The organism is Arthrobacter sp. U41 (assembly GCF_001750145.1).
Taxonomy (GTDB): Bacteria; Actinomycetota; Actinomycetes; order Actinomycetales; family Micrococcaceae; genus Arthrobacter.
Genome location: NZ_CP015732.1, coordinates 4305131 through 4317511 on the forward strand (window position 1 = coordinate 4305131; position 12381 = coordinate 4317511).

At 68.1% G+C, this 12381-nt stretch carries 11 protein-coding genes; 4 read left to right on the top strand and 7 right to left on the bottom strand.

The window, feature by feature from the left end; genetic code table 11:
• Position 1 precedes the first annotated feature (1 nt).
• The 3 genes from ASPU41_RS19575 to mnmA all read right to left on the bottom strand — a co-directional run bounded on the left by ASPU41_RS19575 (position 2) and on the right by mnmA (position 4328).
• A complete protein-coding gene (locus ASPU41_RS19575) occupies positions 2-1093 on the bottom strand; it encodes an ABC transporter permease (RefSeq protein WP_069952320.1) in 1092 nt (363 codons plus the stop codon).
• Between the two features lie 130 nt (positions 1094-1223).
• Positions 1224-2858: an ABC transporter substrate-binding protein gene (locus ASPU41_RS19580; RefSeq protein WP_069952321.1), complete on the bottom strand. Its 1635-nt coding sequence runs from the start codon at positions 2856-2858 to the stop codon at positions 1224-1226.
• 312 nt (positions 2859-3170) lie between these two features.
• Positions 3171-4328, bottom strand: a complete 1158-nt coding sequence (mnmA, locus tag ASPU41_RS19585) for a tRNA 2-thiouridine(34) synthase MnmA (protein WP_083266635.1) — start codon at positions 4326-4328, stop codon at positions 3171-3173.
• A 223-nt stretch (positions 4329-4551) separates the two neighbouring features.
• On the opposite strand from mnmA, the gene ASPU41_RS19590 reads away from it, so the two are divergent.
• Positions 4552-5796, top strand: coding sequence for an NAD(P)/FAD-dependent oxidoreductase (locus ASPU41_RS19590; RefSeq protein ID WP_069952323.1), 1245 nt, complete (start codon positions 4552-4554; stop codon positions 5794-5796).
• On the opposite strand, the gene ASPU41_RS19595 is transcribed toward ASPU41_RS19590, so the two are convergent.
• Positions 5775-7043 carry a cysteine desulfurase family protein gene (locus ASPU41_RS19595; protein WP_069952324.1) on the bottom strand — a complete coding sequence of 423 codons (1269 nt, stop codon included), beginning with the start codon at positions 7041-7043 and terminating at the stop codon, positions 5775-5777. The two genes, ASPU41_RS19590 and ASPU41_RS19595, sit on opposite strands and share 22 nt — an antisense overlap.
• Positions 7044-7093: 50 nt before the next feature.
• Between ASPU41_RS19595 and ASPU41_RS19600 the strand changes: the two genes are divergently transcribed.
• Complete coding sequence (locus ASPU41_RS19600; RefSeq protein ID WP_069952325.1) at positions 7094-7990, top strand: DMT family transporter; 897 nt, start codon at positions 7094-7096, stop codon at positions 7988-7990.
• A gap of 12 nt (positions 7991-8002) precedes the next feature.
• Here ASPU41_RS19600 and ASPU41_RS19605 read toward each other — a convergent pair whose 3' ends face one another.
• The 3 genes from ASPU41_RS19605 to ASPU41_RS19615 all read right to left on the bottom strand — a co-directional run bounded on the left by ASPU41_RS19605 (position 8003) and on the right by ASPU41_RS19615 (position 10636).
• Positions 8003-8773, bottom strand: a complete 771-nt coding sequence (locus tag ASPU41_RS19605; RefSeq protein WP_069952326.1) for a transcriptional regulator — start codon at positions 8771-8773, stop codon at positions 8003-8005.
• Positions 8774-8832: 59 nt separating this feature from the next.
• Positions 8833-9576: a hypothetical protein gene (locus ASPU41_RS19610; RefSeq protein WP_231941119.1), complete on the bottom strand. Its 744-nt coding sequence runs from the start codon at positions 9574-9576 to the stop codon at positions 8833-8835.
• A 121-nt stretch (positions 9577-9697) separates the two neighbouring features.
• The gene (locus ASPU41_RS19615) at positions 9698-10636 is read right to left on the bottom strand and encodes a diacylglycerol/lipid kinase family protein (RefSeq protein WP_069952327.1); all 939 of its coding nucleotides are present in this window, start codon (positions 10634-10636) and stop codon (positions 9698-9700) included.
• A 125-nt stretch (positions 10637-10761) separates the two neighbouring features.
• Here ASPU41_RS19615 and ASPU41_RS19620 point away from each other — a divergent pair, with 125 nt between their 5' ends.
• Both ASPU41_RS19620 and ASPU41_RS19625 read left to right on the top strand, forming a co-directional pair.
• Positions 10762-11718, top strand: coding sequence for a J domain-containing protein (locus ASPU41_RS19620; RefSeq protein WP_069952328.1), 957 nt, complete (start codon positions 10762-10764; stop codon positions 11716-11718).
• Between the two features lie 21 nt (positions 11719-11739).
• Complete coding sequence (locus ASPU41_RS19625) at positions 11740-12207, top strand: tRNA (cytidine(34)-2'-O)-methyltransferase (RefSeq protein WP_069952329.1); 468 nt, start codon at positions 11740-11742, stop codon at positions 12205-12207.
• Positions 12208-12381 lie beyond the last annotated feature (174 nt).

Below are 12381 nucleotides of genomic sequence, written 5' to 3' on the forward strand. Positions count from 1 at the left end.
CTCAGTACCTCACGCGGGGGTCGATCAGCGCGGCAACAATGTCCACGAAGAAGTTGGTCACGGCCACGATCACTGCGAGCAGGACCACGATGCCCTGGACAGCTACGAAGTCGCGGGCCGTCAGGTAGGTCGCGAGCTGGAAGCCGAGGCCCTTCCATTCGAAGGTGGTTTCGGTCAGCACAGCGCCGCCCAGCAGCACGGCGATCTGGAGTCCCATCACGGTGATGATGGGAATGAGCGCCGGCTTGTAGGCGTGCTTGGTGACGAGGCGGTATTCGCTGACGCCCCGTGAGCGGCCGGCCTCGACATAGTCCTTGCCGAGCGTGCCGATCACGTTGGTCCGGACCAGGCGCAGGAAGATGCCGGCCGTCAGCAGGCCGAGGGCGAGGGCAGGCAGCACAGCGTGCGCCATGACGTCGCCAAGCGCGTCCATGTTGCCGCTGCGGACCGCATCCAGCCAGTAAATGCCCGTCGGCGCCCCGAGCGAGGTCAGGGCAAGTTCATTGCCTGGCGTTGCCCGTCCGGCAACCGGGAGCCAGCCCAGCCAGACGGAGAAGGTGAGCTTGAACAGCAGCCCGGAGAAGAAGACCGGCGTGGCGTAGCAGAGGATCGCGAAGACCCGCAGCCCCGCATCCGGGCCCTTGTCGCGCCGGTGCGCGGCGAGCAGACCCAGCGGAATCCCGACGACCAGGGCGACCAGGAGGGCGTTGATGGTCAGCTCCAGGGTGGCCGCTCCATAGGTGGCGAGCATCTCCGAGACCGGGCGGTTGTCGGACAGGGTGGTGCCGAAGTTGCCGGTGATGAGCTGGGCCAGGTACTCGAAGTACTGCACAAAAATGGGCCGGTCGTAGCCGGCGGCGGTAATCCGCTCCTGGAGCTGTTCGGGCGGTAGCCGGCCGCCCAGGGCAGCGGTAATGGGATCGCCGGTGGTCCGCATCAGGAAGAACACCATGGTGACCAGGATGAGGATCGTCGGGAAAATCAGGAAGAACCTGATCAGGATGTATCGGCCCAGTCCCCCACCGGTCGATTTCTTTTTTGTCGGCAGAAGGCCTTCGCCGTCGGTCGGCGGCGCCTCGATGAGTGTTGTCATTGGTACCTAAATGTGTGTTCCGGGGGCCTCGTGAGCTCCGGAATCTGTTGTTCTGTCTCAGCACCAGAGGCGGGACGCCGTGTGGGCGCCCCGCCTCTTTGGCTGGTCAGAACCGGATGGGGAATGGGACCTACTTGGAGATGACACCAAGGCGGGTCTTGAAGGACGCATCCAGGGTCTGGTCGACACCCTTGATGTCCTTGCCGGCGACCATAAGCTGGGCGCCCTGCAGCAGCGGCAGCGTGGACAGGTCCTTGGCGACGGCGGTCTGGGCCTCACCGAGCACCTTTTCACGCTCAGCCTTGTCGACGGTCGTGAGCTGCTTGCTGATCAGCTCCGTGACTGCGGGGTTTTCGTAGTGGTTCTTCAGGAAGTTGCCGGGAACGAAGAACGGCGTGAGGTAGTTGTCGGCGTCGGAGTAATCCGGGAACCAGCCGAGCTGGTAGACCGGGTAGGCATCCGCCGTGCGGTCCTTGGAGTAGGTGACCCACTCGGTGGACTGCAGTTCGACCTTGAAGAGGCCCGACTTCTCCAGCTGCTCCTTGATCATGGCGTACTCGTCGCCCGAGGACTTGCCGTAGTGGTCCGGGTTGTACTGAAGCTTGATGGTGACCGGGGCGGTGACGCCCGCGTCTTCGAAGGCCTTCTTGGCCTTGTCGAGGCTGGGTTTGCCGCTGCCGTCGCCGTACATTTCCTTGAGCGGCTGGATGGCGCCGACGAAGCCGTCGGGAACTACGGAGTAGGCCGGCAGGTAGGTGCCCTTGTAGACCTGGCTGGCGATCGCGTCGCGGTCGACGATGTGTGCCATCGCCTGCCGGACGGCAAGAGCCTTGGCGGGATCGGCGTCGGCGGCTTTGGCGCCGAACGGCATGGTGTCGAAGTTGAACACGACGTAGCGCAGCTCGCCACCCGGGCCCTTGTAGACCTTGACCTTGGAATCTTTTTCGAGGTCAGCGGCGTCGGTCGCGGTCAGGCTGCGGCCGGCAACGTCGATGTTGCCCTGCTGGACGTCCAGCTTGAGGTTGTTCGAATCGGCGTAGTACTTGATCGTGGCGCCGCCGTTGGCCGGCTTGCCCAGCAGGCCCTGGTAATCCGGGTTGACCTTGAGGCCGACGAGTTCGTTCTTCTTGTAGCTCTCGATCGTGTAGGGACCGGCGAACGGCTTGCCCTTGACGATGTCGTCGTCGGTCATCAGCTTGTCCGCCGGGAAGACCTCTTCGTCGATGATCGGGCCCGCGTTGGCTGCGAGGACGCCCGGGAACACCTGGTCGTTGCCGGCCTTGAGCGTGAAGACCACGGTGGAGTCGTCCTTGACGGTGACCGAATCCAGGTTGCCGAGGAGGGAGGCCGGGCCGTTGTCGTCGGCGATGCTGACGACGCGGTCGATCGAGAACTTCACGTCCGAGGACGTCAGTGCGTGGCCGTTGGCGAACTTCAGGCCGGGCTTGAGCTTGACTGTGTACTCGGTGGGGCTGGTGAAGGAGGCCGACTCGGCAATATCGGGAGTGGAGTCCGCGGTGCCCGGCTTTGAGTTGAGCAGGAACGGGTAGATCTGGTTCATCACCATAAAGGAGCCGGCGTCGTAGGAGCCGGCGGGGTCGAGGGTGACGACCTTGTCGGTCGTACCGTAGGTAATGGTGCCTCCGCCGGCCGCGCTGCCGGTCGCCGTTCCGCCGCCGGAGGGGCCGGTGCAGGCGGTCAGTGCGAAGGCGGATACCCCGGCGAGCGCGATCGCGCTCTGCAGGGCCTTTTTGTTCATTGCCATCTGTGAACTTTCTGTTCGATGAGTACTAGTGCGCAGGCCCCGGCGAACACGAGACGAACCGGGGCGACACACTGTCCTGATGGCTAGATTCAACCAGACGACCAACAGGTGAATCGTTACATCTTGTGAGATGAGACACAAAATTTACACGAACCGGCAGAACTCATCATTTTCTTCAGCAATCACGCCTGAATTCCGCAGGGGTACAGGGCGGCCCGGAGCGCGGGCGCGGGGCTCGCGGCGAAAGGAAAAAGCCGCACACCAAAGGTGTGCGGCTTTCCTCGGCGCCGGAGGCCTCCGGCGGCCGGCTGCCTAGAGTGCTGCCCGCTGCAGCGAACGCGCCGCGTCGATGGTGGCCTGGCCCAGCACACGGCTTCCCTGGTAAAGCACCACGGTCTGGCCGGGGGCCACTCCGCGAAGCGGCTCCGTCAGGGTCACGACGAGGTTGCCGTGCCCGGAGGCGCCGCCGGCACTGCCGCCGTCACCTGCCTGGGTGCGTTCCAGGTGCGCCCGGGCGGGCACGGGGTCACCGTGCGCGCGGACCTGGGCGTGGCAGTCGAATTCCTCGCCGGTGTGCACCTCGGCGATCGGCAGCCCGGCCCAGGAGACCTTGATGCCGCGGATCTCGTCGATGGCCAGGAGCGCCTCCGGCCCCACCACGACCTTGTTTTCCTTCGGCCGGATTTCCAGCACGAAGCGCGGCTTGCCGTCGGCGGCCGGGGTGCCCAGCTTCAGTCCGCGCCGCTGGCCCACCGTGAACGCATTCGCCCCGGGGTGCTGGCCGACCTTCGTACCGGACTCGTCCACGATGTCGCCGGTGGTCATCTCGATTTTCTCGGCCAGCCAGCCGGCCGTGTCACCGTCAGGGATGAAGCAGATGTCATGGCTGTCCGGCTTTTTGGCCACGGAGAGTCCGCGGCGTTCGGCCTCCGCGCGGACCTCGGCCTTGGACGGCGTGTCCGCGAGCGGGAACATCGAGTGCTTCAACTGCTCGTGCGTCAGTACGCCAAGTACGTAGCTCTGGTCCTTGGCCCAGTCCGCGGCGCGGTGCAGTTCGGGGTTGCCCTCGGCGTCGTTGATCACCTTGGCGTAATGGCCGGTGCAGACGGCGTCGAACCCGAGGGCGATCGCCTTCTCCAGCAGCGCGGCGAACTTGATCCGTTCGTTGCAGCGCATGCAGGGGTTGGGGGTGCGTCCCGCGGCGTATTCGTCGATGAAGTCCTGGACCACGTCCTCCTTGAAACGCTCCGAGAAGTCCCACACGTAATAGGGAATTCCGAGCACGTCGCAGGCCCGCCAGGCGTCGCGGGAGTCCTCGATGGTGCAGCAGCCGCGGCTGCCGGTGCGCAGGGTTCCGGGCATCCGGGACAGCGCGAGGTGGACTCCGACGACGTCGTGTCCCGCCTCGACGGCGCGGGCTGCGGCAACGGCGGAATCGACGCCGCCGCTCATGGCTGCAAGAACTCGCATACTGACTTTCGTTGGGATCGGGGTGGGCGCCGGCACCGGCGGCTGCTGGCCGCAGAGTTAGCACAATGCCTGCCGCACTATTCTATCGCCACGCCGATTCCACGCCCAAAAAGACCTTGACGGTCCCTCCGGGCGCTTCTAAAGTCAAAATGAATAGTTATAGATTCATTCCGCTGAGACGCGGCCCCGGGTTGCGCCGGCGGCCGCAGGAATCGAGCGCATCATGGCCGCCGGAAACATCGTGATCGTGGGCGGCGGACTCGCCGGCGCCACCGCCGCCAAAACCCTCCGGGCGCAAGGGCACGCCGGGCCGGTGATCCTGCTGGCAGCGGAGCGGCACCATCCGTACCTGCGGCCGCCGCTGTCCAAGGAATACCTGCTGGGCAAAGCCGACGAGGGCGCACTCCCCGTGGTTCCTGTTGACTGGTACGCGGAAAACGGCGTCGAACTGCGGCTGGGCGCCGTGGTCACGGGGATTGATCCGGGTGCCCGCACGGTCACTATCGGTGACGTCCGGAGGCTGGACTATGCCTCGCTGCTGCTGGCGACCGGGGCACGTCCCCGGCAGCTTCCGCTGCCCGGTGCCGACCTGGAGGGTGTCGGCACTTTCCGCACGGTGGACGACAGCCGGTTGCTTCGCGCCGGCCTGGCCGGCGGCGGCCGGAATGTCGTGATGATCGGCTCAGGCTGGATCGGGATGGAGTTGGCCGCGGCGGCGAGCGCCTATGGCAACTCCGTCACCCTTCTGGGCCTGGAGGAGGTGCCGCTGGCCGCTGCGGTCGGGCCCGAGCTGGGCGGCTTCTTCCGTGCGCTGCACGAGTCACACGGCGTCCGGTTCCGGCTCCCGGCCTCGGCTGCCGGGATCAGGGGGCGCTCCGGCCGGGTGACCGGCGTGGAAACGGATTCCGGGGAGATCCTGCCCGCGGATCTCGTGATCATCGCCGTGGGGGTGGTCCCTGAGGTGTCGCTGGCGGAAGCGGCGGGCATCGAACTGCGGAACGGCATCCTCACGGATGCCTCGTTGCGGACCTCAGCTCCCGGAATCTGCGCGGCCGGGGACGTCGCCAACGCCCTGCATCCCTTTACCGGCGAGCACCACCGAAGCGAGCACTGGTCCAATGCCCTCAACGGCGGCAAGGTGGCGGCCAAGGCGATGCTCGGCCTTGACGCGGCGCTGGACAGGGTTCCCTACTTCTACACTGACCAGTTCGACGTCAGCATGGAGTACTCCGGCTTCCCGACCCTCGCCGGGGAGCCGCCCACGATCCGCGGCTCGCTCGGCGGAAAGGAATTCCTCGCCTTCTGGCAGCGCGACGGCCGGGTGGTCGCGGGAATGAGCGTGAACTGGCCGGCCGCCGGCAAGCCCCAAAAGTTCATCAAGGAACTCATCACGGCGAAAGCGGCAGTGGACCCTCATGCCCTCGCCGATCCGGAGCTCCCGCTGGATCAGCTCCTGCCCGCCGCGTAGCTGCTGTTGCCGGCGTCCTGGCCCGCGCCGGCGGATTGGCGGGCAACCGTTGCGGCGGTCTGGATGGTGGACTCGTGCCCGGCCATGCCGGCCTGCCGTGCGCGGGCGTACGCGGCGGGCAGGACAGCAAGGAGCGCATCGACGTCGGCGCCGGTGGAGGTATGACCCAGGCTGAACCGCTGGGCGCCCCGGGCGGTGTCCTCGTCCAGTCCCATGGCCAGCAGCACATGGGACGGCCGGGGAACTCCCGCCGTGCAGGCCGAACCGGTGGAGGATTCCACCCCCGCAAGATCCAGCAGGAAAAGCAGCGAATCGCCCTCGCAGCCCGGAAAGGTGAAATGCGCATTGCCCGGGAGCCGTCCGGCGCCTGCAGCCCCGCGGAGCACGGCGTCGGGCACGGCAGCCAGGACGCCGTCGATCAGCCGGTCCCGGAGCGCGGAGATGCGGGCGGTTTCCTCCGGAAGTTTGGCTGCAACGGTTTCGGCCGCCGCGGCAAAGGCAGCAATGGACGCGGTGTCCAGGGTTCCGGAGCGGACATCGCGTTCCTGTCCCCCGCCGTGCTGGACCGGGGTCAGTTTCACGGCGCGGCCCAGCAGAAGGGCCCCGACGCCCACCGGGCCCCCGATCTTGTGCCCGGAGATGGACATCGCATCCAGTCCGCTGGCGCGGAAATCCACCGGCACCGAGCCAAACGCCTGGACGGCGTCGGAATGGACGGGAACGCCGGCCCGGTGCGCCAGTTCGACGATCTCCGCAACGGGCTGGATGCTGCCGACCTCATTGTTGGCCCACATCACCGTGACCAGCGCGATCGACGCCGGGTCCCGGGAGAGCTCAGCTTCCAGCGCCGCCAAGTCAACGACGCCGTCGGCGCCCACCGGCAGCCAGCAGACCTCAGCCCCCTCGTGCCGCTCGAGCCATTCGACGGTGTCCAGCACGGCGTGGTGCTCGACGGCGGAACACAGGACGCGCGTGCGGGCCGGGTCCCCGGCACGCCGGGCCCAGTACAGGCCCTTGACGGCGAGGTTGTCAGCTTCGGTCCCGCCGGAGGTGAAGATGACCTCGGAGGGGTGCGCGCCGGCCGCTGCCGCCAGCGCCTCGCGGGCGTCCTCGACGGCGCGCCGGGCGCTGCGGCCCGAGCCGTGCAGCGAGGAGGGGTTGCCGGTCCGGGCCAGTTCGCGGGTCAGCGCGGCCAGGGCCTCCGGGGCGAGGGTCGTGGTTGCGGCATGGTCAAGGTATACGGGCACAGGCTAATTCTACCCGCGGTCCTGCCGCGGCACTGGTGTAGATTCGAGCGGTGAAAGCGTCCCTCTACCTGGTCCTGGCCACCCTTTTCTGGTCCGGAAATTTCGTTGTCGGCCAGGCCGCCGTCGCCTCAATGTCCCCGCTGGACCTGACGTTCTGGCGCTGGACCTTCGCCGCCGTCCCGCTCCTGCTGCTGGCCCACTTCGTGGAGATGCCGGACTGGCGCGCGGTCCTGCGCCGCTGGCCGGTGCTCCTGCTCCTGAGTGTGCTGGGCATGAGCGGCTACACGCTCCTGCTGTACGGGGCGCTGGGCCTCACTTCCGCCGTGAACGCCGCCCTGATCACGGCAGCCAACCCGGCCCTGATTGTGGTGCTGGCCATCGTCCTGCTCGGTGAGCGGACCACCCGCCTGGGCTGGCTCGGCATCTGCCTCGGCCTGCTTGGCGTGCTGCTGGTGTTGAGCCGGGGCGAGCTGCAGCGGGTTTTCGGCCTGTCGATCAATACCGGTGAACTCATGATGGTCGGCGCGGTCATTGTCTGGGGCTGTTACACGATCATTGCCCGCAGGCTGGATGTCCCGGTCATTTCGGCCACCGCCGTTCAGGTGGCGATTGCGTCCGTCACGCTGGCCCCGTTCGCCCTCGCCCTGAATGTGCGGCTTCCGGCGACCCCGGCGGAGGGGTGGTCGCTCGCGTACATCGTGGTGTTCCCCTCCCTTGGCGCCTACCTGTTCTGGAATCTGGCCCTGAAAACCACCCCGCCGGGAACCGCCGGTAACTATCTCAATCTGATTGTGGTCTTCACGGCCCTCATTACGGTGACCCTGGGGACGCCGCTCACGCTCGTCCAGATCGTGGGCGGCGTGATGGTGATTGCCGGCGTGTTGCTGACCGGGATGAAAGTCCGCGCCAAGCCGCCGGTGCGTGCCGCCTCAACCCTGGGCTCCTGAGCCCGGGACCCTTTATCCGGGATCCTGGGGAACGTCGGGCCGGGGTTGCCCGACCGGCCTGATCCGGGCGCAGCACTGCGCCGGCCGCGCGGCTCCCTGCGCGCGGAGCTCCTCGATGGCGAGAGCCTGGACCCGGCCTGGATCGATGCCGGTCCCTTCCGCGGCGCCGGCCAGGAAGGCGCCGTTCATGGCGCAGACGACATCGGTGTGGCCTCCGGCGATCCGATGGAACGGACAGTTCAGCAGCACCAGGCCGCCCTCGGTGTCGGTCTCCGGACGGTAGCCCTCCGCTGCGAGGAACTCCGCGAACCTGGCGCCGGCAGCTGTCGCCCGGGCATCCGCCTGCGCCGCCTCGCCCGCGGCCCGTGCCGCCGCCTGCCCGCGCGCATTAGCAGTTCGTATCAGGGCGTCGCGGGCGGAACCGCCGCCGGCCGTTGATTCCTCGATCGCCGAGACCAGCAACTCGGCGGCCAGGTCGTAGTTGCGGTCCGGCACTGACGCGGCGACCTCCCGGACGGCGGCGAGGTACAGCTTGGCCGGGCGGCCCGAACCCGGTCCGCTCCTGCCGCCAAGTTTCCGGAATTCCACGCTCAACAGCCCGTCCTGCACCAGCCGGTCCAGCTGGAAGGACACCGTGCTCCTGGGCAGACCGAGCGCCCCGGCGGCGTCGTCGCGGCTGACGGCGCATCCGGCCGCGGCGACGAAATCGAACAGTTTCCGGCGGTTTTCATCCCCCAGGGAGGCGACTGCCGCGATCCTGCGGTGCCATGGCGCTCGCATCATAGAGTCAGCGTAGCTCTAAAAACAAGATTAATTGCTTAACAGCGGGTTCAGTGGTGGTCTCAGCTCGACGGCGGAACAACGGCGAGTCGGTCGGCGACGTCGGCCCGCGCGGCCGCGAGGGTGGCAGCGTCCGGGCACGAGAGGGAGATGAAGACGGAGGAGCCCGCCCTGCTGAACATCCGGGCGTAGGCGGCGGTTGCCCGCACGCCCGCAGGAGCTCCGCCCTCGAGCACGAGCACCTCCACACGCGGGGCGGGCTTGTCCGCGTCGCCGCCCCAGCGCAGGGTGCCCGTCGTGAGGTACGAGGGCAGGATGCTGGGATCCAGGTACTGGAAGAGCGCCGCGGTGGAGGCGTTGTCATCCCCGCGGACAGCGAGCGGGCCCTGGTTCGACCGTACTTTGGCCCAGACCGTGCAGCCGTCGGCCTTGAGGTATTCGCCGGCGCCGGCCACGTTCTGTTTACCCGGCTTCCATCCCGGGGCCTCGCGGAGGCCGTCGGAGAGCTGGACGGGCACGCCGGCCGCCAGGGTATCGCCGGCGGCGAAGGGCATGTCCTGTGCCGCGACGGCCGCGGCGTCGTGCCCCGGCGTGACGGTCGGGGTGGCGAGGGCCGGAGTTGCCGGTGCTGCTGTGGGCGCGGAGGGGTCCGGGATTCCGACGCTGCAGCCGGCCAGAATGGCCGCCACGGCGAGCGCCAGGACCGCGCGACACCCCTGCTGCGACGCGCGGGCGCGGCGGCAAAGGCCCGCTGATGCCTTGGCCTTAGCCCTGGCTTTGGCCCTGGCTGCCCGTTTGCTTCCCATGCCCGCTCCGCCCCAATTCGCCATCCCGGTTCCGCGTTACCGCCCGAGCCTCCGCACGATTCTAGGCTCTCGCTGCGAAAACGTTGGCGGGGTCCGTCATGCTCCAACCTCCCGGCTGTTCCTACCCCCGGCTGCCAGCCCCCTGCCGGGCCGCGGGCCGGACAAGTACGCGGACCGCCCCGGGAACCACCTCGATGGTGAGTGGGAGCGGGCCGATCCGCTCGCCGTCGGCATAGGCCACCACCTTGTCCGCCAACAGCTCGACTTTGCGGACCCGCCGGATGTGCACGGCCGGATGCCCCAGGTGGCCGCCGGAAAAGACCTTCGGAAAAACCTTCAGCAGGCCCACCCGGGAGAGCGGGCCGACAATGAAAAGGTCCAAGTAGCCGTCGTCGAGGACGGCGTCGGGCGTGACCTTCATGCCTCCGCCGATCGACTGGCCGTTGGCGACGGAAATCAGCATCGCGCTCTGCCGCCAGCTCCCGCCGTCGGCCGTCACGGTGTAGTTGATCGGCCGGAACGAGGCCAGTTCGCGGAGCATGGCAAGGTGGTAGCGGGCCCGGCCCCGGGGCCACAGCCAGGCGTTGGCCCGTTCATTGACAGCCGCGTCGAATCCGGCGGACACCACACCGGCAAACCAGCGGGACGTCCCGGCGGATGAGACGCGGCCGGCGTCGATCAGCCTCCCGCCGTCGGCCAGGGCCGCGAGCACCCCTGCACAGGCGCCGGGAATGTCATGCGCCGGCACACCGAGCGCACGCGCGACGTCGTTTCCGGTGCCGGTCGGAACAATGCCCAGCGGGATGTCACCGAACGGCGGGCCCGATGCGGCGAGCGCATTGACGCCGAGGTGGACCATTCCGTCACCGCCGACCACCACAAGGGCGTCCACCCCGGATGCCAGCGCCTTGTCCACTGCGTGCGCCAGCGCGTCATAGCTCTCCTCGCGGAGGAGGATGATGCGGGCTCCGGCCGCGCGGAACAAGTCCGCGGCCTGCCTGCCGGCGTGCCGTCCGCGGCCGAAGGAGGCCCCCGGGTTGACGGCGACGGCAATAATCATGCGCTGAATTATGCCAGCCAGCGGGAACCATCCGTGCCGGTGCGCTCGTTGTTCCCCTAGCCGGTTAAACTGGCCGGGCCGGACGTCCAGGATGGGCTGGCACCCTCAACGCAAAGGATTCTTGCTTGACGCAGGGCAACAGCTCGCATTACCAGGTCCTCCGGATCCCTGTGACGGCGACGGACAAGGAAATCAAGGTGGCCTACCGCAAGGCCGCCCGCACCGCACACCCCGACCACGGCGGCGACCCGGCTGCTTTCCGGCGCGTCACGCTCGCCTACGAGACGCTGATCGACGCCAAGAGCCGCGCGGACTACGACCGGTCCTACGGCAGCGGCCGCGGCGGATTCGACGGTCCGCCCGCCGATGAAGGGGCCCACTTTGATGCCCCGGCGGCCGGCAGCCGTGCCTCCGCCAACGTCCGGCGCCCCAACTCGCCCCGGAATACCGCGGCCGACGCCCCGGTCTACGTCCCGCCCTTCGAGCAGTACGCCCTGACCGGGGAGGTACCGCTGATCCCGGAGGACCTGGCCAGCCAGCAGGTCCATGGCCTTCCGCGCAAGCGGGGAATCTTCGGGGCGGAGGCCAGGATCCAGCGGGAAATGCGGACGGTTCAGCTCATCAGCCGGCAGATTCTCCCCGGCATCCCCGCCGCGCGGCTCATTAACGGGCTGCAGTCCCCGGCGGACAACAGCCACATCGACCATGTGGTGCTCTCCGGCTACCGCATGGCGATCATCGGCTCGATGCTGCTGCCGCCCGGCGCCTACGCCTGGAACGGCACCGCGCTAACGCACGGCGGCCGGTCAATCGCTCCGCCCCAGCTGGCCCACGTGGTGCGCCGGATGCAGGACATCTTCCCGGAACTCAACGTCACCGGCTGGACCGTGGTCCACAGCACGGACGGAAACCTGCACGAGCCGGTCATTGACCGGCACCGCCGCTCCGGCGCGCACGAGACCGTGCAGGTGGTCAATGCCGCCGGCCTGGCACGCGGTCTCAGGCAATTCCTGAGCTCCGGCCCGGCCCCCAACACGGTGATCGTTCCCGTCCTGGCCCGCCTGCTGCGCGGGATGCACTAGCAGGCTCGCTAGGATGGAGCAGTGTTCCGCATCCTCTTCCACACCCCCGAAATCCCCGGCAATACGGGCAACGCCATCCGGCTGGCTGCCATCACCGGCGCCGAGCTGCACCTGGTCGAACCCCTGGGCTTCGATTTCTCCGACGCCAAGCTGCGCCGGGCCGGCCTGGACTACCATGACCTCGCGGTCGTGACCGTGCATCAGGACCTCGACGCGGCCTGGGCCGCCCTGGCTCCCCAGCGGGTCTTTGCCTTCACCTCCGACGGCGAAACGTCCTACACCGACATCAGTTACCGGCCCGGGGACGTGCTGCTGTTCGGCCGCGAATCCGTGGGCCTGCCCGAGGAACTCAAACACGACCCCCACGTCACGTCCCGGGTCCGGCTCCCGATGCTGCCCTCGCTGCGCTCGCTGAACCTTGCGAATGCCGCCTCGATCGCGGTCTACGAGGCCTGGCGCCAGAACGGATTCGCAGGCGCCAAGCTGTAGACACCGCAATTTCTCCTTCGCCCCGCCCATCCGGTTCTCCGGCTGTGCCGAATCACTTGTGAAGCCCGGTTCTACCAACGGACGTCGGGAGCGGGGAAAGGAGCGAGGAGCGGCAGGTGAGAACAGTGCAGGTGGACAGACGTCCCGCCCGGCGGATTCCCGCAGACCCGGCCC